This is a genomic window from Nocardiopsis akebiae, from assembly GCF_018316795.1.
GTDB classification, from domain to species: domain Bacteria; phylum Actinomycetota; class Actinomycetes; order Streptosporangiales; family Streptosporangiaceae; genus Nocardiopsis; species Nocardiopsis dassonvillei.
The window spans coordinates 4624889-4645399 of record NZ_CP074132.1 but is presented as its reverse complement, the minus strand read 5'-3'; the positions used below and the strand labels follow the sequence as shown (position 1 = coordinate 4645399).

The following is a 20511-nucleotide window of genomic DNA, read 5'->3' as shown; positions in this document are numbered from 1 at the left end:
ATGACCACCATCAGATCCCGCGCCCTCCTCGTGGTGCGCACCCTGTTCAAGCTGGGCCTCCTCGCCTGCTTCCTCCTCGGCGCCCTGCTCGTCGCCGGCCAGCTGGCCGGGGTCGTCGCGCGGCGGCCGGACTGGATCACGACCACCTCGGACCTGCTCTTCGTCCCCGCGGTCGCGGCCGCGGCTGCCTTCGGGGTCCTCGGGTTCCTGGCCAACTACCTCACCGACGACAGGGGCGGGGGAGAGGACTGAGGCGCTCCGCGGGGGAGCGACCGACCCGCCGGGGGCGGCGGCCGAGGCCGCCGCCCCCGGCGGTGTCCGCGGCGGCCGTCCCCGGGCGAGCGTAGGTGACCTCCCCCCGGTCCGACGGTCCCACCACCGGCCGCGCGCGGTCGCGGGCGCGCGAAACCGCCCCCGTCCTGGGGAACGGGGGCGGCCCGGGAGGGGCTCTCAGTAGTTCTGCCCGCTGGTCTGCTGCGGTCCCGCCGTCTGCTGCGGCGAGCCGGTGCCCCCCTCCGGGGACCGCGCGGGCCTGGGCGCCGCGTGGGCGGCGTTGTATCCGCTCTGGTAGGCGCCCTCGTGGTGTTCGGTGCGCCCGGACCCGCGCTCGCGGTCGGGCCAGCCGGCGGTCAGGCCGTAGATCACCAGCAGGTCCACGGCGATGGCCACCATCGACCACAGCGGCATCGCCATGACGAAGCCCAGTTGGGCGACGGCGTTCACCGAGGCGAGGATCAGGGCGAAGCCCCGGGCCCACGTGCTGCGGGACAGCACGGCCAGACCGGCGACGATCAGCACCGCTCCCCACAGGCCCAGCAGTACGCCCCAGGAGGTGTACCCCACCAGGAGCACGTCCGTGCTCTCCACGGCGTAGAACTCGGGGGTCAGGAGCGCCACCAGTCCCTGGATGACGTTGACCGCCCCGATGACGATCAGCAGTGTCGCGACGAAGAACTGCCAGCCGTTGGCTGCCTGCGTTCGCATGTTCCGGATCCTTCCCGGCCGTCCCCGCTGGCCTCTGCGCGGTCCGGGACGTGGGAACGGCCGCTCGGGTGTCCCTCTGGCGGATGCGCGATCCGCGCGCCTTGTCTTCATCATCCGACTCCGCGGGTCAGCGACACCCCACCCGTTCCTACGGATCGGGCAAAGCTCACGGGTCTGCTAATCTATAATTACGTAATTACGGAAAACCATGTAAGGTGGGGCGCGGTGGACGGGACGACGGAGGAGCGGCTGGCCGAGCTGGAGGCGCGGGTCGGCGCCCTGGAGGCGGCCGGCGAACGCGCGGCCGCGTCACCCCGGGCGGAGGCGCTCGGAGACGTGTTCTTCGCGCTCAACGCCCTGCGGGAGCGCGTCACCGGACACGGCGGCGTGGTCTTCGCGGGGATCGTCCGCGACGGCGAGGGGGAGGAGGACGCGCTGGAGTGGCAGCAGGGACTGCCGGTCGAGCGCCTGGAGGAGTCTGACTGGGCCCGCCACGCCGCCAGCCTCGACGCCCTGGGCAACCCCGTCCGGCTCCAACTGCTGCAGGCGGTCTGGAGGGGCACCGGGACCGTCTCCGCCCTGGCCGAGCGCTCCGACTTCGGCACGACCGGCCAGATCTACCACCACGTCAACCTGCTCGCCGCCGCCGGATGGCTCATCACCGTCCGGCGCGGCCGCTACGTCATTCCACCGGAACGCGTCGTCCCCCTGCTCGCCATCCTCACGGCGGCCGGGGGAGCGCCCCAGTAAGGAGGGTTCCGTGAGAGCCAGGAGGGGGACCGTCGCGGTCGCCTGCGCGGCGGCCGTCCTGGTCGTCGCGCTCGGGATCGCCGCACGGCCGCACACACCCGCCCTGTCCGCTGAGGAGTCCGGGGACCCCGGACTCCTGGACCGGGCGCGCCCGCTGCTGTCCGAGGGCGTGCGCGACCGCGTCAGCGTCGTCGAGGTCGACGGCGGACGGGTGAGCTTCGCCCACTTCGGCGCCGACGACGGCACCGGCTACGAGATCGGCTCGGTCACCAAGGGCATGACCGGGATGCTGCTCGCCATCGCCGTCGAACGCGGCGAGGTCACCGCGGACACCCGGCTCGGGGAGCTGGTCGAGCTGGACGGCGCCCCGGCCGCCGACGTCACCCTGGCCGAGCTGAGCAGCCACCGCTCCGGACTGCCCCGGCTCTCCCCCCGCCTGCCCGACGTCGTGGTCTCGGCGGCGGCCTCCTACCTGGGCAACGACCCCTACCCCTACGACTACGACGACCTGGTAGCGCAGGTGGCCGCGGCGGAGCTGTCCGACCGCGGCGAGTCCCACTACTCCAACATGGGCACCGCCGTCCTGGGCCACGCCCTGGCCGACGCCGCCGGGACCGACTACGCCACCCTGCTGCGCGAGCGGCTGCTCGACCCCCTGGGCATGGACGACACGGTCCTGCCCGACTCCGGGGACGACCTGCCAGAGGACGCGGTGCAGGGCTACACCGACAGGGGGCGCCGGGCCGATCCCTGGCTGGCCCGCGCCTACGCGCCCACCGGGGGCGTGCGCTCCACCCCCGCCGACATGGCGCGCTTCGCCGGGGCGCTGCTGGAGGGCACCGCCCCGGGCACGGCGGCCCTGGAACCGCGCTGGGACGACGGGCCGGACCGCCGGATCGGGTTCGCCTGGATCACGCAGGAGCACGGCGGCACCGAGGTCACCTGGCACAACGGCGGCACCGGCGGCTTCTCCTCCATGGTCGCCCTGGACCGGGAGGGCGGACGCGCGGTGCTGGCCTTCGGCAACACGACCACCGGACTGGAAGGTCCCGTCCTGGAGCTGTTGGCGGGGGAGGGCGCCCGATGAGCGCGATGGACGTGCTGCCCTACGCCGGGGCCGTGTTCCTCAACGGCGTCTGCGTCCTGAGCGCGGCGGACGTGCTCCTGCGGCTCCGGGGCCGGGGCAGGTTCCGCTTCGCGGACCGCTGGGACGTGCTGAACCGGACGGTCAACACGCTCCTCTTCCTGGTGCTCTCGCTGCTGCTGACCACATGGGCCCTCTTCCCCGTGGCTGTCTGGTACCTGGACGTGGCCCTGAGCGCGGGGGCCGCCGCGGCCGCGGTGCTGTGCTGGCCCGGCCTGCCCGCGCGCGCCGACGACGCGGGCGCCGCCTCCCGGCGCCACTCCGCGATCGGCACGCTGGTCCTCCTTGCCGTGGTCCCCGCGGTCTTCCTCCTCTTCGCCTGACCCGAGCCGCCGCGCGGAAAGTTCGCAATGCAGGGGTATGTCGGAATTAAGAAGAGCGGAAAAAGCGGGATGACGCACTTCTCCGCCGTCTGAACGGGGTTCCTCGCGAGAAAGCCCACGTGCCTTTCGCCCGTGGTCTACGGTGATTTCCGTCCGCCCTCGAATTCCCCCGAGGGAAAACCGGGTGGACCTCCCCTGCCCGGAGACCGGGCGACGGGACCGGGCACGGCCCCGCCCCCTTCGCACGATTGCCCCGCGAGGAACCCGCCCATGCCAGTTCACCCGCCCGACCGACGACGGCGGCCCCCGCGCCCCGGACGACAGGCCCTGGTGGCCCTGTTCGCCGTGACCGCGCTGGCGGTCCCCGCCTGGTCCTGGGCGGTCGTCACGGCCCACCCCGACGCCCGCCAGAGCGTGGCCTTGCTCGTCGGCGCGGCCGGAGCCGCCCTGTGCGCCGCCGTCACCGCGGCGGCGCACCAGGCCGCGGCGGCCCGCGCCGCCCGCGAGCACGGCACCCGGGTCGACGCCACCGCCCAGGCCCTCGAACGCGAGGCCGAGCACCTGGTCGACCAGCTCCTGCCCGCCCTCGTCGAGGGCCTGCGCGCGGGCCGCGCCGCCCGCGAGGTCCTCGCCGAGCACCCCCAGCCCCGCCACGTCGCGCTGCACCGGCTCACCCACGCCGTCACCGCCGAACTCGACACCGCGCGCGTGCGCGCCGCCGACGCCCTGGCCCGGCGCACCGCCCTGGAGGAGCAGATCGCCGACCTGGACCGCGTCGGCCTGCCGCTCATGGTCGCCCGCATCCGCGAGGACCGCGTCAGCGCCGCCGAAACGCTCCGGGAGGAACTGCCCCCCGTCCACGACGCCCTCGCCCGCCTGCGCGCGCACACGCTGGAGGAGCTGCTGGCCGCGGACCGCCGCTCCGCCTCGGCCATGGAGACGACCGCCGCCTCCGGCGCCCGTATCCAGGCCCACCTGACCTCCCTGCTGGCCAAGCTCCGCGAACTCCAGGACCGCTACGGCGACAGCCCCGGCGTCTTCGGCGACCTCCTGGACGTCGACCACGGCGTCTCCCGCACCGGCCGCCTCGCCGACGGCCTCGTCGTCCTGGCCGGTGGGCGCTCGGGCCGTCGCTGGACCCGGCCCATCGTCATGGAGAGCATCCTGCGCGGAGCCATGGGCCGCATCAGCGCCTACCGCCGCGTGCGCCTGCACAACACCAGCACCGCATCCATCGCCGGGCACGCGGCTGAGGGGGTCATGCAGGCCCTGGCAGAACTCATGGACAACGCCGCCAACTTCTCCGCCCAGGGCACCGAGGTGCACGTCTACGTCCAGGAGGAGGACACCGGCCTGTCCGTCACCGTCGAGGACAGCGGACTGGGCATGCGCGTGCGCGAGCGCAGGCTGGCCGAGAGCCTTGTCACCGAGCCCCGCGACCTGTCCACGCTGCACGGCACCCGCACGGGCCTGGCGGTCGTGGGCCGACTGGCCGACAAGCACGCGCTCGGCGTCAGCTTCCGTCCCTCGGCCCGCGGCGGCGTCGGCGTCGTCGTCCTCGTTCCGCCGCACCTGGTCACCGAGTCCCGACCCGCGCACGGCGGTCCGCGCGCCGGGCACCGCCCCCAGCGCCCCGAGGGGCCCGCTCCCGCCTCGGGGCCGGATCTCCGGACTGGGGCGGCCCCGGGCCCCGGTGCCGCCGCCGCGCCCGCCCGCGCATCCTCCGGGCTGCCCCGGCGGCGGCGCGGCCAGACCCTGGCCGCTGCGCTGCGGGAGGAGCCCGACCAGCTCTCCGCGGCTCCGGCCGCGCCCGCGCCCGGCGGCGACCCCGGCACCAGGTTCGCGTCCTTCCGCAACGCCCGCCAGCCACAACGAGCCGAAGAGTAGAGAAGAGAAACGGAGGGAGGGGCACGCGACCGGATCCGCGCGCGGCTGCCCCGCGACCCCGATGAACACCATGGACACCAGCCTCGACTGGCTTCTGGAGAACCTGCGCCACCGCACACCCGGCATCCGCCACGTGCTCGTGCTGTCCAGGGACGGACTCAGGATGTGCCACACCCGCGAGCTGCACACCGACCGCGCCGACCAGCTCGCCGCCATCGCCGCGGGAATCCAGAGCCTGTCCCTGAGCGCCTCCGCCGAGTTCGGCGACCGCGGCGGCGCGGGCCAGGCCATGGCCGAGTTCGGCGGAGGAGTCCTGCTCATCATCCGCGCCGGGGAGGGCGCCCACCTGGCGGTGATCACCGACGGGGACGCCGACGTCGGCGTGATCGGCCACAGCATGAACGAACTCGTCGAGCGGATCGGCTGCTTCCTGACGGCCGCCCCGCGCCGCGGCGAGCGGGCCCGCACGGGCGCCGAACAGCGGTGACCCACCACGACTCCCTCCGGGGAGAAGCCCCCGACCGCCTGTACACCGTGACCGGTGGGCGCTCCGACGCGGACACCCGTGCCCTCGACTCGGTCACCCTCATCGTCGCCGAGTGCGACCCCGTGCCCGGCATGCAGTCCGAGCACGCCGCGATCCTGCGCCTTTGCGCGTACCCGACCGCCGTGGTGGAGCTGTCCGCGGAGCTGCGGCTCCCCGTCAGCGTCGTGCGGATCCTCCTGCTGGACCTGCTGGACACGGGGCGGGTGACGGCCCGCCACCCGGTGGTCCCCACCCGGCAGGAGGCCGGACACGACCCCGAGACCCTGAAACAGGTGCTCCTTGCCCTCCAACGCCTCTGAACGGTTGGCGCAGCCGCGCCGGACCCCGCTCGCCGCTACGGCCGACAACGCGCTCAAGATCGTCATCGTCGGCGGATTCGGTGTCGGCAAGACCACCCTGGTCGGCTCCGTCAGCGAGATGCGCCCGGTGAGCACCGAGGAGGTCATGACCCAGGCCAGCGCCGGGATCGACGACCTCAGCGCGGTCCGCGACAAGCGCACCACCACCGCGGCCTTCGACTTCGGGCGCATCACCGTGGACGAGCGGCGGGTGCTCTACCTCTTCGGCGCCCCCGGCCAGAAACGGTTCTGGTTCCTGTGGAACCAGCTGTTCGAGGGCAGCCTGGGCGCGGTCGTACTCGTGGACACCGACCGCATCCAGGACTCCTGGTACGCCGTGGACCGGCTCGAACACCACCGCACGCCCTTCGTCGTCGCGGTGAACCGCTTCGGCCCCGGACCCGGCCTGCCCGAGGTGCGCCGCGCCCTGGACCTGTCCGAACGGGTTCCCATGGTGGACTGCGACGCCCGCAGCCGCGAGTCCAGCCGCGACGTCCTGATCACCCTGGTCCAGCACGTGTCCGGACCCGTGGCCGGGTATCCGTCCGAGCCGGCGGCGGCGTTCGCACCCGGGTCCGGCTCCGCATCCGTATCCGCGCCGACCCAGGAGGAGACGACGTGAACCGAACCCCGGGCCCGGAGGCCGCGGCACCGGCCAGCAGCGGCCCGCCGCCACCCTCACCGGACCACGCGGGCGCCGCCCGCCTCTACGGCCCCGACATCGCCCGCGACCCCGCCGGGCTCTACGAGGAGCTGCGCGGGCGCTACGGCCCGGTAGCGCCCGTGCTGCTCGACGGCGACGTTCCGGCGTGGTTCGTCATGGGCTATCGGGAGCTGCACCACGTCACCAGCAGGCCCGAGTGGTTCGCCCGCGACTGCCGCCGTTGGAACCAGTGGGACCGCGTCGGCCGCGACTGGCCGCTGATGCCCTACGTGATGTGGACGCCCTCGGTCATGTTCGCCGAGGGGGCCGAGCACCAGCGGCGCGCGGGCGCGATCGGCGACGCCCTGGACGCCGTGGACCGCGCCGACCTCAGGGCGCTGTGCCAGCGGGCCGCCGACACGCTCGTCGACGCCTTCCGCACGGAGGGCGAGGCCGACCTGGTCTCGCAGTACGCGCACCACATCCCCGCCATGGTGGTCGCCCGCCTCTACGGCCTGCCGGAGGCGGAGGTTCCGGCTCTGGTGCGCGACGTCGTGCTCTCGCTCGACGTCACCGCGGACGCGGGCGGCGCCCATCGGCGCCTGCACGCCCGGCTGGACGCCCTGGTCGCCGACCGCCGTGCCGCGCCCCGCGACGACGTGCCCTCGCGGCTGCTGCTGCACCCGGCGGGGCTGAGCGACGCCGAGGTGGTCGTCGACCTGCTGGTGGTCCTCGCCGCCGCCCAGGCGCCCACCGGCAACTGGATCGGCAACACCCTGCGCCTGATGCTCACCGACGACCAGTTCTCGCTCGTCCTCCAGGGCGGTCGCAGCAGCGCGGGGGAGGCCCTCAACGAGGTGCTGTGGAAGAACACCCCCACCCAGAACTTCATCGGCCGGTGGGCCGTTCAGGCATGTGAGCTGGGCGGACGAGGTATCCGTCGCGGCGACATGCTGGTGCTGGGGTTGTCGGCGGCCAACGCCGACCCCCGCCTGCACGCGGGGCTCCCCGACGTCTGCGGCGGCAACCGCGCGCAGATGTCCTTCGGCCACGGCGAGCACGGGTGCCCCTTCCCGGCACCGGAGATCGCGGAGACGATCGCCCGCACGGCGGTGGAGAGCCTGCTGGACCGGCTGCCCGACGTGCGGCTGGCGGTGACCCCGGAGCGGCTGGAGTGGCGGCCGTCGTTGTGGATGCGCGGACTGTTCGAACTCCCGGCCCGCTTCACGCCGCAGCGATAGGGGACGGACGCGCGCCGCGCTGCCGGTCAGCCCCGGTAGGGGACCGGCGTGAAGCGCAGCGGCAGCCGGGACAGCCCCCGGGTGAAGACCCCCGTCTCCTCCAGGGTGACGCCCTCGGCCAGGCGGACGTCGGGCATGGCGTCCAGCAGCTGGTTGGTCGCCACCCGCACCTCCGCCTCGGCCAGCAGCGCGCCCACGCAGAAGTGGCGCCCCAGGGCGAAGGCCAGGTGCTCGGCCGCGGCGGAGAACGAGGTGGCCTCCCCGAGTTCGGCCCGGTGGACGTCGAAGGAGTCGGGGTCGGCGAAGCGGTCGCCGTCGCGGTTGGCCGAGCCGATCAGGCAGATGACGGTCGCTCCGGCGGGCACGGTCCCGCCGCCCAGTTCCACGTCGTGCGCGGGCTGGCGCATGATCATCTGCACGGGAGGGGTGTAGCGCAGCGTCTCGGCGAACGCGCGCGGGACCAGGCTCCGGTCCTCGCGCACCCGCGCGAGCTGCTCGGGGTGGGTGACCAGGTTGGCGAACATGCTGGACACGGCCTTGTCGGTGGTCTCCCCGCCCGCGGCGAGCAGCAGGCTGCAGAAGGCCTTGACGTCCTCGTCGCTCATCCGGGTGCCCTCGACCTCGGCGGTGCACAGGGTGGACAGCAGGTCCCCGCCCGGGTCCGCCCGCCGCTCGCGGATGATCGGCAGCATGTACGCGGCGAACTCCTCGCGGGTGCGCAGTCCCTCCTCGGCCACCCGCGGGTCCTGCGACAGGTTGCCCAGGAAGGCGATGATCGCGGTGTACCAGCGGTGGAACCGGTCGTGGTCCGCCCGTTCCAGGCCGAGCATGTCCGCGATGACGTTGACGGGGAAACGGGTGGCGAACTGCGCGACCAGGTCCACCTCGCCCGTGTGCCGGAAGGCGTCGATCAGCTCGCCGCTGTTGCGCTCGATGACGGGCCAGAACCTCTCGCGCAGTTCCCTGCCGCGGAAGGCCGGCGCCACCAGGGCGCGGCGCACCGCGTGCTCGCGTCCGTCCAGTTGCAGGATGGTGCGCCCGTGCACCGGTTCCAGCTGCCAGTCGTAGTTGCGGGTGGTGAAGGCCTCGTCCCGGAAGGCGCGCCGGACGTCCTCGTACCGGGAGACGACGTAGCTCTGGGTGGCCTCGTGCCAGAACAGGGGAGCCCGTTCGCGCATGGTGCGGTAGGCGGGATAGGGGTTGGCAAGGAATTCCGGGGAAAGGATGTCCGGAACCTCGGGAGCCGCGGTCATGGCCGATTCTCCTCACCGTTGGGGGTAGGCGCGGGCCTCCACCGTAGGTTTTTCCGCCACCCCAGTCCAGTGGGTCAGTTTTTTCGGGCATGTAGTATCAAGAGTTTTCTGGGTTGAATTCCTTTTATGTCAGATAGGTCGTTTATGGGGCTGGAGTGAAAGTGCGGCGCCGCCGGTCGAAGGCGCGCCCGCCGGGTCCCCGGGAGCCGGGAGGACCGGCCCCGCTGGGATAGCGTGACTGCGCCCCCACCCCTCAGCGACGAGGAGCACGTACGCCATGAACGTGGAACACAGGGACGTCGAGGTCAACGGAATCCGGCTGCACGTCGCCGAGCAGGGCAGCGGACCGCTCGTCCTGCTCCTGCACGGCTTCCCCGAGAGCTGGTACTCCTGGCGCCACCAGTTCGCCCCGCTGGCCGGGGCCGGGTACCGCGTGGTCGCCCCCGACCAGCGCGGTTACGCCCGCAGCGACCGGCCGGAGGCGGTGGACGCCTACACCCTGCCCCACCTGGTCGGCGACGTCGTCGCCCTCGTCTCCGCGCTGGGGGAGGAGAGCGCGGTCGTGGTCGGCCACGACTGGGGGGCGCCGGTGGCCTGGGCCACCGCCATGATGCGCCCCGACCTGGTCCGCGGCGTGGCGGGTCTGAGCGTTCCGCCCGTTCCGCCCGCCATGATGCCGTCTGTCTCGTCCTCCCGCGCCGTCTACGGCGACGGCTTCTACCAGGCCTACTTCCAGGAGCCGGGCGTCGCCGACGCCGAGCTGGCCGCCGACCCCGCCTCGACCCTGCGCCGCCTCCTGGTTGGGGCCTCCGGCGACGCCCCCTCCGACCGGCCCCGGCTGTGGATCGTGCCCGAGGGAGAGAGCGCGCTGGGCTCCCTGCCCGAACCGGAGGAGCTGCCCTCCTGGCTCACCGAGGAGGACCTGGCCGCCTTCACGGCCGACTACTCCGACCCCGGCGCCTTCACCGGTCCGCTCAACTGGTACCGCAACATCGACCGCAACCAGGGGCTCATGTCGCCCTTCCAGGGGCGCGTCATAGACGTGCCCGCGCTTTACGTGGGCGGGGACAAGGATCTGGTCAGGGCCATGCGCGGTGTTCCCGAACTCCTGGAGAACCTGTCGTTGGTCGCACCGGGGCTGCACGCCGGCGTCACCCTGCCCGGCTGCGGCCACTGGACCCAGCAGGAGCGGCCCGAGGAGGTCAACGCGGCCCTGCTGGACTTCCTCGCCGCCGTCCACGGGGGCTGAGCCGTGCCCGTGCGCGCCGGGGTCGGCGGCGCGCACGGCACCGGTGCGCCGCTCAGGCGCGCACCCCCTCGACGATGCTGGTCCCGTAGCTGGGCAGGACGCGGGTCAACTCCAGTCCGGCCTGCTCGAAGAGGTCGGCGAACTGGGCCCTGGTGCGCTGCTTGCCGTCGCAGTGGGCGAGCATGCTCAGGTCCATGAACTTGGCGGTCCGGGCGGGACCCGGGGAGTCGGGCACCACCACCTCCGCGAGCAGGACGCGCCCGTCGCGGGTCATCGCCTCACGGCAGTGGGAGAGGATCCGCGCGGCGTCCCGGTCGCCCCAGTTGTGGATGACGTTCGACAGCAGGTAGGCGTCTCCCCCTTCGGGAACGAAGGAGAGGAAGTCCCCGCTGACGACGCGGCACCGTTCACGTACGCCCTCCAGCACCGGTCCGGCGTGGGCGACCACGTCGGACCGGTCGAAGAGCACGCCGTGCAGACCGGGATGGGCCGACAGCACGATGGACAGCAGCCTGCCCCGGCCCCCGCCGACGTCCACGAGGGTGTGGTGCGCGCCGAAGTCGTAGCTGCCCGCCACACCCCGGGTGAGCTGGGCGGAGATGTCGGTCATGCCCTCGTCGAAGACCGCCGCGGTCTCGGGGTGCTCGTGCAGGTAGGCCCACGCCGTCAGACCGTGCACCTCCTCGAAGACCGAGCGCCCGGTCCGCACCGCCCTGGCCAGGTGGGCCATGGTGGACCGCTCGGCCTGGCTGCCGACCCACCGGGCGTAGCCGCGCATGGAGTCGGCCGCGTCCCCGCGCAGGGCGCGGCCGAGCCCGGTCAGGGCGAAGTGCCGCCTGGGCCCCTCCTCGACCAGGTCGAGGTCGGCGCAGGCGCGCAGGAGGCGGTGGAGGGCGTCGGCGTCGGCGCCGATCCGCTCGGCGATCTCGTCGACGGGCAGGGGTTTGAAGGTCATGGCGTCGGCGACGCCGAGTTCGGCCGCCGCGCTCACGGCGGCCGACACCCAGCTGGCGGTGATGAGCTCGAACAGTTTCGTGGCCGAAGGACTCGGGGGTGCGGATGCGGACATCGCGGTCCTTTCAGGTGGTGCCCCTCCGGGGGTGCGGAGAGGGGCGGCCAGATGCGCCCATGCGGCATCGATGGAGCCGTATAACAGGGTAAACTACGGAGCGTGCTTAGAAAATCGCATACTGTGGACACAGGTTCGAGTGAGCCGGATGCGAACCCGTGCCCCTCTCAGCGGTCACCACACGCCCTACAGACCCTGACCACCCGCCGTGCCGTACGCGCCTTCACCGACCGGCCGGTGGACGACTCCCTCCTCGAACCCATGCTGGACGCCATGCTCGCCGCCCCCTCGGCGTCCAACAAGCAGGCGTGGGCCTTCGTCGCCGTCCGCGAGCGGCGGAGGCTGAGGCTGCTGCGCGCGTTCGCCCCCGGGATCATCGAACTCCCGCCCCTGGTCGTGGCGGCCTGCTTCGACCGCTCTCGTGCGGTGGGGGGCTCGGGCGGTTCCACGGACTCCGGGGACTCCTGGGACGAGGGCATGCTCTGCGTCGCGATGGCGGTGGAGAACCTCCTCCTGGCGGCCCACTGCCTGGGGCTGGGCGGATGCCCGTCCGGGAGCTTTCGGAGGGGCCCCGTCCGCAGGCTCCTGGGTCTGCCCGACCACCTGGAACCCCTGCTCCTGGTTCCGATCGGGCACCCCGCCCGGCCGCTCGCACCCGCACCCCGACGAGACCGGAACGAGGTGGTCGGCCATGAGCGCTGGGGAACCTGAGGTCCGACAGGTCGGCGAGGAACTCCTCCTGCTCGCCGCCTACCTGCTCAGCAGCGGCCGCGGCCTGCTGGACGAGCCACGGCAGTACGGCACGTTCCGCTGCCTGGACGCCGCCCGGCGCGTCCTGGCCCTCGCGGCCGGAACCGGCCCGCACCACCCCGAACTCGACGCCCTGCGCGGTCGGATGGACGACGTCATGTGCGGGCCGATGGGCGACCGCGAACTGGACACCCTGCTCGACCAGCTGTGCGAGCGGCTGGCAACCGTCCTGGAGGACCCCGATGTCATCTCCGCCTGAGTTGGAGCCGCCCCCAGAGCCCGAGGAGGCCTTCGACGTCCTGCCCTTCACCGGTTCCTGCCGCCGCGTGTTCGAGCGCGGAGAGCACGCGCTCATCGGGATCAGTGCCGGGAACAGCTACTTCAGCCAGGAGCGGATCGCGCAGCTCCTGCGGTGGGCGCAGCGGCACTTCGCCGAGGTCGACGTGCTCTACGCCGACCTGCACCTGGAAACCATGTACATGGCGTCAGGCGGCAGCAGGGAGCACGCGTCGTCGCGGGCGAACAGGGCGCTCAAGGACGTGCGGCGGCGCATCCGGCGCGCCGTGGAGTCGGCCGCCCCGGACGCGGGGAACGTGCGCGTGCGCGCCCTGTCCCAGTGCACGGGCCTGCCCGGCTACCGCGACGTCGTGTACCGCCTCGACCGGGAGCACGCCACCGACGGCAGAGTCCGCCGCGCGTGCGAGGAGCACGTACGGCACGTCATCGGAGCTCAGCCGGACCCGGACGGGGCCAGGCTGCGCGCCGGGCTGGCCTACCTGCGCGCCGAACTGCCCCTTCTGCTCAGTACCCCGGGGGTGTTGGGGTTGCCCTCCTCGGTGTGCTGCTACCACGCCCTGATGCCGATCCTGTCCACGCTGCGCGGCGCCACCTCCTGCTTCCACCCGGGGCAGGGCCACGTGGTCGTCCGCCCGGCCCTGAGGCGCCGTACCTCCCCGGAAGCGGAGGCGCTGGCGTCCCCGTGACCGCCGAGCGGTGGCGCTCCGGGCGGGGCGCCACCGGACGGAGCGGTTGCGGCCGGGGCGTCGTCCCGGGCGGGGCGGGGCACGCTACGCGCGGCGGACGTCCATGACCGACTCCCCGTCCTCGACCCGGTGCACGGCGTGCAGCGCGAGGCCGGCCTCGGCGAACAGTTCCCGGTACTCCTCCGCCGTACGCAGCGGGGCGCCGTAGAGCACGAGCATGTACACGCTCATCGCCTGGAGGAAGGGGGTGGCGCCCTCCCGCTGCGGCAGGTGTCCGACGATCAGCAGCCGGGACCGCTCACCCATCGCCGCGCGGACGTTGCGCAGGATCCGTACCGCCTCCGGCCGGGGCCAGTTCTGCATCACCCGCGCCATCAGGTAGACGTCCGCGCCCGTCGGCACCCCGTCGAAGAAGCTGCCCCCCACCACGGCGCACCGGTCCGCCACGCCCCGCTCCCGCAGCAGCGGCCCGGCCCCGGACACCACGTGCGGAAGGTCGAACAGCACTCCCTCCATGCGCGGGTGGTGCCGCAGGAGGGCGGCCAGCAGCGAACCCTGGCCGCCGCCGAGGTCCGCCACGCGTTCGGTCCCGGACAGGTCCGCGTTCTCCAGCAGGGTGTCGGCGGCCACGGACGTGACCATCGCCCTGCGGAACAGGGCCTCGGCGTCCCCCCGCTCCTGCTCCAGGTAGGCGAACAGCGGGTGTCCGGTGTGCACCTCGAAGGCCGTACGGCCGGAACGCACCGCCTGCGACAGGCAGGTCCACGCCTGGAGGAAGGCGCCGTGCGTGCACATCCGGAAGAGGTCGTACAGGCCGCTGGGGTCCCCGGCGCGCAGGTGCCCGCCCGCCGCGGTCAGGGCGAACGACCCGGGCACGGGCTCCGAGAGCAGCCCGCTCACCGTCCCGGCCCGCAGCACCGCCGTCAGGGTCTGCTCGGGCACCCCGGTGCGGCGGACCAGGTCCGCCACCGGGCGCGGCCCGTCCGCCAGGTCCTCCACCACGTCCAGTTCGACTATCGCGACGACGGCGTGCATGAGCATGGCCGACGCCACCAGTCGGTTCAGCGGCAGGTCCGTGCGCTCCGCGCGTACAGCGGCCTCGTCCGTCGCACCCACAGTCGGTCCTCCCCGGGGGACGTCGTCATCGGGGCCGGCGCGGCCTCCCCCGGGACACGGCGCCGACCTCTCAAGACTACGGTGAGTGCGCGGGTGTGTTCCCGGGGTTGTGGAAAACGTAACCGGGCGGGAAGGAGCGGGGGACCGCGGCGACGGCGGTCGGCGGCCGGATCAGACCGGGGCGGCGTCCCCGGCCTCGTAGGCGTGGACCAGGGCGGTGAGCACCTCGGAGCAGCCCGCGTCGACGGTGAGCGCTGCGACGTCGTCGGCGCGGGTGGCGCCCCGGTTGAGGACCACCACCGGCTTGCCCTGCTCGACGGCCCGCTTGACGTAGCGCCGCCCCGAGAAGACGGTCAGGGACGAACCCGCCACCAGCAGCGCCCGCGCGCCGTCCACCATCGCGTAGCCCTCCAGCACGCGCGCCTTGGGCACGTTCTCGCCGAAGTAGACGATGTCGGGCTTGAGCACGCCGCCGCAGCCCTCGCAGTCGGCCACGCGGAACCCCTCGGTGGAGGCCAGGACCGCGTCGGCGTCGGGGGCGATCTCCACGTCGGGGACCCCGTCGGCGAAGTCGGGGTTGAGCGCGCTCAGACGCCCGGCCAGGCTCTCGCGGGAGGTCACGGCCGAGCAGGCCAGGCAGATGACGCGGTCGTAGCGGCCGTGCAGGTCGATCACCCGCCTGCTGCCCGCCGCCCCGTGCAGGGTGTCCACGTTCTGGGTGATGACGCCGGCCAGGGCGCCGCCCGCCTCCAGCGCGGCCAGCGCGCGGTGGCCGTCGTTGGGGCGGGTCCGGTGCACGTGGCGCCAGCCCACGTGGTTGCGGGCCCAGTAGTGGCGTCGGAAGGCGGCGTCGCCGACGAACTGCTGGTAGGTCATGGGCTTGCGCGGCGGTGAGTCCGGACCGCGGTAGTCGGGGATGCCCGAGTCCGTGGACAGGCCCGCGCCGGTCAGCGCGACCACCGGGCCCGAGCCGAGGACCTCGCGCATCCGGGCCGCCAGGGCCGCCGGGTCGTCGAGCGTGTTCCTCACGCCTTCGAGGGTACGCGGCGCCCCGGTGCGGCCGCCGCCGCACCACCGGGTTCCGGCCGGGCGGCCGTTCACACGAGGTCGGTGACCCCCTCGTACCGGCTCCGGCGTGCTCGGCCGACGACCTCGTACTCCAGGAGCAGCAGACCGTTCGGCGTGGCCTCGTGGTGCGCCAGACGCAGGTCGAGGGGCGCGCCGCGGTCCGTCAGCAGGCGCCGGCCGCTTCGTACGACGGTGGGCGCGACCACCAGGCGGAGCACGTCGACCAGGCCCGCCGACAGCAGCGAGTCGCCGAGCCGGGCGCTGCCGTGGATCTGGAGTTCCCGTCCCGGCCGGGACCTGAGTTCGCCGACCGTCCGGGCCGGGTCTCCCCTGAGGACGGTCGTGGGGTGCCAGGTCCCCTCGGTGAGCGTGTTGGTCACGACGTACTTCGGCAGGCTGTTCATCCGTTCGGTGAACGGGTCCTCCGGGTCGGTGATCCGCGGCCAGTCGCGCGCGAACGCCTCGTAGGTGCGGCGTCCGAGCAGTAGTCCGTCGGCGAGGTCGAGCCAGTCCGAGGCGCGCTGGACGAACGTCGCGTCCATGTGGGGGACGAGCCACCCGCCGAGTGTGAAGCCGTCGCTGGTGTCCTCCTCCGGCGAGCCGGGCCCCTGGCTCTTCCCGTCGAGTGTGACGAATTCGGTGATGGTGATCCTCACGGCGAGACCGTCCTTTCGGCGAGAGCGGTCAGTTGGTCGGCGACCGAACCCCATCCCTCCAGGAAGCCGAGCTTCTCGTGGCGGGCGCGGGACTCCGGGTCGCCGTGCCGGACGAGCACCCGGTAGCGCGTGCCCTCCGGGTGCTCCTCCAGTGCGATCGCGGCGGTCATCGCGACAGGTGCGGGGGCCGCCGGACGCCACGTGCCGTCGATCGCGTTGGTGAACACGATCCGTTCGGGTTCGTCGACGACGAGGAAGCACGCGTCCGTGTGCGGCAGGAACCCGGCGCCGTCGTCGCTCAGCCGGGTCACGAAAGCCCCTCCCGGCCGCGGCTCCAGGCGGTCCACACGGCAGCGGGACGGCGCCGGGACCCACCATCGGGCGAGCTGGGAGGGGTCGGTCCAGGCGCGCCACACGGTCTCGCGCGGGGCCCGGATGACCCGCTCCAAGGTGAGGTCGAGGTCGGGGTCGATGTCGGAGCCTGGGTTCACGGCCTGCCCTCCTGCGGATCGGTGACGAACTGTTCGAGTCGGTCGGTGCGCTCCTCCCAGATCCTGTGCTGCTCGGATAGCCAGTCACTGACGAGGGCGAGCCGCTCGCGGTCGAGTACGCAAGTGCGCACACGGCCGGTCTTGACCGTGCGGATGAGCCCGTTCGACTCGAGTTTGCGCACGTGCTTCATGAAGGAGGGGAGGGTTATCGGGAACTCGCGGGCGAGGTCGCCGACGGTGGAGGGCCCGCGGCCGAGGCGCCGGACGACGGCGCGTCGGGTCGGATCGGCGAGGGTGACGAGGACCCCGTCGAGTTCCGCCGAATACTTTGCCATGCGGCTAAGTATGACGGCTCGTGACGGTTAGCTCAAGGGCCAAGTGTTGGGACGTGCGCACGACCGCGAACCTGCGCCCGAGCCCCGGGTGGATGCCTCCGGAACCGCCCGGCCCGGGGCCTGCGGGCAGGGAAGGGCCCGGCGGGCGCCCGCGGGCGCCCGCCGGACCCGAACGACCGGACGTCCGGCTCAGCCGAGGCGGACCAGCAGGTCGCCGCCCTCCACCTTCTGCACCCGGTCGACCGCCACCCTCGTGACCGTCCCCGACACGGGCGCGGTGATCGCGGCCTCCATCTTCATCGCCTCGATGGTGGCCACCGTCGCACCGGCCTCCACCGCGTCGCCCTCGGCGACCGTCAGGGTCACCGCGCCCGCGAAGGGCGCCGCGACCTGCCCGGGGTCGTTGCGGTCCGCCTTCTCGGCGGTCCGCACCTGCGAGGCCAGGGCCCGGTCGCGGATCTGGAGCGGGCGCAGCTGGTCGTTGAGCGTGGCCATCACCGTGCGCACGCCGCGCTCGTCGGCCTCGCCCACCGCCTCCAGCTGGATGAGCAGCCGCACGCCCGGCGACAGGTCCACCGCGTACTCCTCGCCCGCGCGCAGGCCGTAGAAGAAGTCCGCGCTGGAGAGCACGCTGGTGTCGCCGTAGGCCGCCCGGTGCTCCTCGAACTCCCGCGTCGGGCCGGGGAAGAGCAGCCGGTTGAGCGTGGCCCGCCGGTCCCCGGCCAGCCCCGCGCGGTCCTGCCCGCTCAGCTCCTGCGCGGGCCGCGCCTCGGAACGCCCCTGGAGCGCCCGCGTGCGGAAGGGCTCGGGCCACCCACCGGGCGGGACGCCCAGCTCACCGCGCAGGAACCCCACCACCGAGTCCGGGACGTCGAAGCGCCCGGGGTCGGCCTCGAAGGCGGCCGGGGAGACCCCCGCGCCGACCAGGTGCAGCGCCAGGTCGCCCACGACCTTGGAGGAGGGGGTGACCTTCACCAGGTGCCCGAGCATCCGGTCGGCGGCGCCGTACATCGCCTCGACCTCCTCGAAGTGCTCGCCCAGCCCCAGCGCGACCGCCTGCGTGCGCAGGTTGGACAGCTGCCCGCCCGGGATCTCGTGGTGGTACACCCGGCCCGTGGGTGAGGACAGCCCGGCCTCGAAGGGCGCGTAGACCCGGCGCACCGCCTCCCAGTACGGCTCCAGCTCGTTGACCGCGTCCAGGCTCAGGCCCGTGGCGTGCTCGGAGTGGTCGAAGGCTGCCACGATCGCCGACAGGGACGGCTGCGAGGTGGTGCCCGCCATCGACGCCACCGCGCCGTCCACGGCGTCCGCCCCGGCGTTGACCGCCGCCAGGTAGGTGGCCAGCTGCCCGCCCGGGGTGTCGTGGGTGTGCACGTGCACCGGCAGGTCGAACTCGCTGCGCAGCGCCGTGACCAGCTTCGCCGCGGCCGGAGCGCGCAGCAGGCCGGCCATGTCCTTGATCGCGAGCACGTGCGCGCCCGCCTCCACGATCCGCTCGGCCAGCTTGAGGTAGTAGTCCAGCGTGTAGAGCTTCTCGCCCGGGTCGGACAGGTCCGAGGTGTAGCACAGCGCCACCTCGGCCACCGAGGTCCCGGTCGCGCGCACGGCCTCGATGGCCGGGCGCATCTGCTCGACGTCGTTGAGCGCGTCGAAGATCCGGAAGACGTCCACGCCCGTCTCGGCGGCCTCGCGCACGAACGCGTCGGTCACCTCGGTCGGGTAGGGGGTGTAGCCCACGGTGTTGCGCCCGCGCAGCAGCATCTGGAGGCAGATGTTGGGCACCGCCTCGCGCAGCGCCGCCAGCCGCTCCCAGGGGTCCTCGGCCAGGAAGCGCAGCGCCACGTCGTAGGTGGCGCCTCCCCAGCACTCCAGGGACAGCAGCTCGGGCAGGGTGTGCGCGACCGCGGGCGCCGCGGCCAGCATGTCGCGGGTGCGCACCCGCGTGGCCAGCAGCGACTGGTGGGCGTCGCGGAAGGTGGTGTCGGTGACGCCCAGGTTGGGCGACTCGCGCAGCCACCGCGCGAACCCCTCCGGGCCCAGCTCGGCCAAACGCTGGCGCGAACCCGGGGGCGGGGGCCCGGCGGGCTCGGGCAGCGGCGGCAGCTTGGTGGCGGGGTCCACCAGTTGGGGGCGCTCCCCGTGCGGCTTGTTCACCGTGACGTCTGCCAGGTAGGTGAGCAGGCGAGTGCCGCGGTCGGCGGAGGGCCGCGCGGTCAGCAGGTACGGGCGCTCCTCGATGAAGGAGGTGGTGATCCGCCCCGCTTGGAAGTCGGGGTCGTCCAGCACCGCCTGGAGGAAGGGGATGTTGGTGGCGATGCTGCGGATGCGGAACTCGGCCACGGCCCGGCGCGCCCGGCTGACCGCGGTGGCCAGGTCGCGCCCCCGGCAGGTGAGCTTGACCAGCAGCGAGTCGAAGTGCGGACTGATCTCGGTGCCCGCCGCCGAGGTGCCCCCGTCCAGGCGGATGCCCGAACCGCCGGGGGAGCGGTAGGCGCTGATGGTCCCGGTGTCGGGGCGGAAGCCGTTGGCGGGGTCCTCGGTGGTGATGCGGCACTGGAGAGCCGCGCCGCGCACGTAGACGCCCTCCTGGGAGATGCCCAGGTCGGACAGGGTCTCGCCGGAGGCGATCCGCAGCTGGGACTGCACCAGGTCCACGTCGGTGATCTCCTCGGTCACCGTGTGCTCGACCTGGATGCGCGGGTTCATCTCGATGAAGACGTGGCTGCCGTCCGCGCCGACCAGGAACTCGACCGTGCCCGCGTTGCGGTAGCCGATCCGGCGGGCGAAGCGAACCGCGTCCGCGCAGATGCGGTCGCGCAGGTCCGGGTCGAGGTTGGGCGCGGGGGCCAGCTCGATGACCTTCTGGTGGCGCCGCTGGAGGGAGCAGTCGCGCTCGTAGAGGTGCACGACGCCGCCCTCGCCGTCGGCGAGGATCTGCACCTCGATGTGGCGGGGGTCGACCACGGCGCGCTCCAGGAACACGGTGGCGTCGCCGAACGCGGCGGAGGCCTCGCGCATGGCCGCCTCCACCGCCTCGCGCAGCCGTTCGGACTCCTGGACGCGGCGCATGCCCCGCCCGCCCCCTCCGGCCACGGCCTTGACGAAGAGCGGGAAGCCGATCCGCTCCGCGGCGGCCACCAGGGCCTCCACGTCGTCGGAGGGCTCGCTGGACTCCAGGACGGGCACTCCCGCCTCCCGGGCGGCGGCCACGGCGCTGGCCTTGTTGCCGGTCAGTTCCAGCACGTCGGCGGGCGGGCCCACGAAGGTGATCCCGGCGCGCTCGCACGCGCGGGCCAGCTCGGGGTTCTCCGACAGGAAGCCGTAGCCGGGGTAGACGGCGTCGGCCCCGGCCCGGCGGGCGGCGCCCACGATCTCGTCCACGGACAGGTAGGCGCGCACCGGGTGGCCGGGTTCGCCGATCTGGTAGGCCTCGTCGGCCTTGAGCCGGTGCAGGGAGCCGCGGTCCTCGTGGGGGAAGACGGCGACGGTGCGGGCGCCCAACTCGTAACCGGCGCGCAGCGCGCGGATGGCGATCTCGCCCCGGTTGGCCACGAGCACTTTGCGGAACATGGCGCACTCCTCCTGGTCGGTCAGGCGTGGTGCCGGGGCGCAATAACCGGCACCGTCGCCGGGGGCCCGCGGCCGGGTGGAACACCCGTACGTTAACCAGAAGAGGGTTCGCCG

Annotated in this window: 22 protein-coding genes; 13 read left to right on the top strand and 9 right to left on the bottom strand. The window is 73.4% G+C overall.

Annotated features, from left to right (window positions below; all coding sequences use genetic code 11):
• The gene (locus tag KGD83_RS19890; protein ID WP_212640620.1) at window positions 1-252 is read left to right on the top strand and encodes a hypothetical protein; all 252 of its coding nucleotides are present in this window, start codon (window positions 1-3) and stop codon (window positions 250-252) included.
• Window positions 253-450: 198 nt separating this feature from the next.
• Here KGD83_RS19890 and KGD83_RS19885 read toward each other — a convergent pair whose 3' ends face one another.
• Entirely contained in the window at window positions 451-984 is a 534-nt protein-coding gene (locus KGD83_RS19885; protein ID WP_212640619.1) for a DUF7144 family membrane protein, read from the bottom strand.
• 225 nt (window positions 985-1209) lie between these two features.
• Between KGD83_RS19885 and KGD83_RS19880 the strand changes: the two genes are divergently transcribed.
• The 8 genes from KGD83_RS19880 to KGD83_RS19845 all read left to right on the top strand — a co-directional run bounded on the left by KGD83_RS19880 (window position 1210) and on the right by KGD83_RS19845 (window position 7857).
• A complete protein-coding gene (locus KGD83_RS19880) occupies window positions 1210-1734 on the top strand; it encodes an ArsR/SmtB family transcription factor (protein WP_212640618.1) in 525 nt (174 codons plus the stop codon).
• A gap of 10 nt (window positions 1735-1744) precedes the next feature.
• On the top strand, window positions 1745-2821 hold the full coding sequence (locus KGD83_RS19875) for a serine hydrolase domain-containing protein (protein WP_212640617.1): 1077 nt from the start codon (window positions 1745-1747) through the stop codon (window positions 2819-2821).
• A complete protein-coding gene (locus KGD83_RS19870; protein ID WP_212640616.1) occupies window positions 2818-3201 on the top strand; it encodes a hypothetical protein in 384 nt (127 codons plus the stop codon). Before KGD83_RS19875 ends, KGD83_RS19870 begins: the two co-directional genes overlap by 4 nt.
• A gap of 270 nt (window positions 3202-3471) precedes the next feature.
• Window positions 3472-5088, top strand: a complete 1617-nt coding sequence (locus KGD83_RS19865) for an ATP-binding protein (RefSeq protein WP_249351964.1) — start codon at window positions 3472-3474, stop codon at window positions 5086-5088.
• Window positions 5089-5149: 61 nt separating this feature from the next.
• The gene (locus KGD83_RS19860; RefSeq protein WP_212640615.1) at window positions 5150-5575 is read left to right on the top strand and encodes a roadblock/LC7 domain-containing protein; all 426 of its coding nucleotides are present in this window, start codon (window positions 5150-5152) and stop codon (window positions 5573-5575) included.
• Complete coding sequence (locus tag KGD83_RS19855) at window positions 5572-5934, top strand: DUF742 domain-containing protein (RefSeq protein WP_212640614.1); 363 nt, start codon at window positions 5572-5574, stop codon at window positions 5932-5934. Before KGD83_RS19860 ends, KGD83_RS19855 begins: the two co-directional genes overlap by 4 nt.
• The gene (locus tag KGD83_RS19850) at window positions 5915-6595 is read left to right on the top strand and encodes a GTP-binding protein (RefSeq protein ID WP_212640613.1); all 681 of its coding nucleotides are present in this window, start codon (window positions 5915-5917) and stop codon (window positions 6593-6595) included. Before KGD83_RS19855 ends, KGD83_RS19850 begins: the two co-directional genes overlap by 20 nt.
• Window positions 6592-7857 carry a cytochrome P450 gene (locus KGD83_RS19845; RefSeq protein ID WP_212640612.1) on the top strand — a complete coding sequence of 422 codons (1266 nt, stop codon included), beginning with the start codon at window positions 6592-6594 and terminating at the stop codon, window positions 7855-7857. The genes KGD83_RS19850 and KGD83_RS19845 overlap by 4 nt, the downstream gene beginning before the upstream one ends.
• 26 nt (window positions 7858-7883) lie before the next feature.
• On the opposite strand, the gene KGD83_RS19840 is transcribed toward KGD83_RS19845, so the two are convergent.
• Window positions 7884-9110: a cytochrome P450 gene (locus tag KGD83_RS19840; protein ID WP_212640611.1), complete on the bottom strand. Its 1227-nt coding sequence runs from the start codon at window positions 9108-9110 to the stop codon at window positions 7884-7886.
• Window positions 9111-9387: 277 nt separating this feature from the next.
• Here KGD83_RS19840 and KGD83_RS19835 point away from each other — a divergent pair, with 277 nt between their 5' ends.
• A complete protein-coding gene (locus KGD83_RS19835; protein ID WP_212640610.1) occupies window positions 9388-10359 on the top strand; it encodes an alpha/beta fold hydrolase in 972 nt (323 codons plus the stop codon).
• Between the two features lie 52 nt (window positions 10360-10411).
• On the opposite strand, the gene KGD83_RS19830 is transcribed toward KGD83_RS19835, so the two are convergent.
• Window positions 10412-11428: a methyltransferase gene (locus KGD83_RS19830; RefSeq protein WP_212640609.1), complete on the bottom strand. Its 1017-nt coding sequence runs from the start codon at window positions 11426-11428 to the stop codon at window positions 10412-10414.
• A gap of 195 nt (window positions 11429-11623) precedes the next feature.
• On the opposite strand from KGD83_RS19830, the gene KGD83_RS19825 reads away from it, so the two are divergent.
• Genes KGD83_RS19825 through KGD83_RS19815 form a run of 3 tightly spaced genes read left to right on the top strand, consistent with a single transcriptional unit; the run spans window position 11624 to window position 13161 of the window.
• On the top strand, window positions 11624-12139 hold the full coding sequence (locus KGD83_RS19825) for a nitroreductase family protein (RefSeq protein ID WP_256448871.1): 516 nt from the start codon (window positions 11624-11626) through the stop codon (window positions 12137-12139).
• Entirely contained in the window at window positions 12120-12437 is a 318-nt protein-coding gene (locus KGD83_RS19820; RefSeq protein WP_212640607.1) for a DUF6092 family protein, read from the top strand. Before KGD83_RS19825 ends, KGD83_RS19820 begins: the two co-directional genes overlap by 20 nt.
• Window positions 12421-13161, top strand: coding sequence for a tRNA-dependent cyclodipeptide synthase (locus KGD83_RS19815; RefSeq protein ID WP_212640606.1), 741 nt, complete (start codon window positions 12421-12423; stop codon window positions 13159-13161). Before KGD83_RS19820 ends, KGD83_RS19815 begins: the two co-directional genes overlap by 17 nt.
• 84 nt (window positions 13162-13245) lie before the next feature.
• Here the strand turns inward: KGD83_RS19815 and KGD83_RS19810 are convergent, their stop codons facing one another.
• The 6 genes from KGD83_RS19810 to KGD83_RS19785 all read right to left on the bottom strand — a co-directional run bounded on the left by KGD83_RS19810 (window position 13246) and on the right by KGD83_RS19785 (window position 20397).
• Entirely contained in the window at window positions 13246-14277 is a 1032-nt protein-coding gene (locus KGD83_RS19810; RefSeq protein WP_212640605.1) for a methyltransferase, read from the bottom strand.
• 171 nt (window positions 14278-14448) lie between these two features.
• Window positions 14449-15306, bottom strand: a complete 858-nt coding sequence (locus tag KGD83_RS19805) for an NAD-dependent protein deacetylase (RefSeq protein WP_212640604.1) — start codon at window positions 15304-15306, stop codon at window positions 14449-14451.
• Between the two features lie 68 nt (window positions 15307-15374).
• Window positions 15375-16001 (bottom strand): dihydrofolate reductase family protein, encoded by a 627-nt coding sequence (locus KGD83_RS19800; protein ID WP_212640603.1) that lies wholly within the window; start codon window positions 15999-16001, stop codon window positions 15375-15377.
• Entirely contained in the window at window positions 15998-16492 is a 495-nt protein-coding gene (locus KGD83_RS19795) for an SRPBCC domain-containing protein (RefSeq protein ID WP_249351962.1), read from the bottom strand. Before KGD83_RS19795 ends, KGD83_RS19800 begins: the two co-directional genes overlap by 4 nt.
• Window positions 16489-16827, bottom strand: coding sequence for an ArsR/SmtB family transcription factor (locus KGD83_RS19790; RefSeq protein ID WP_212640602.1), 339 nt, complete (start codon window positions 16825-16827; stop codon window positions 16489-16491). Before KGD83_RS19790 ends, KGD83_RS19795 begins: the two co-directional genes overlap by 4 nt.
• A gap of 189 nt (window positions 16828-17016) precedes the next feature.
• Window positions 17017-20397 carry a pyruvate carboxylase gene (locus KGD83_RS19785; protein ID WP_212640601.1) on the bottom strand — a complete coding sequence of 1127 codons (3381 nt, stop codon included), beginning with the start codon at window positions 20395-20397 and terminating at the stop codon, window positions 17017-17019.
• Between the last annotated feature and the right edge of the window lie 114 nt (window positions 20398-20511).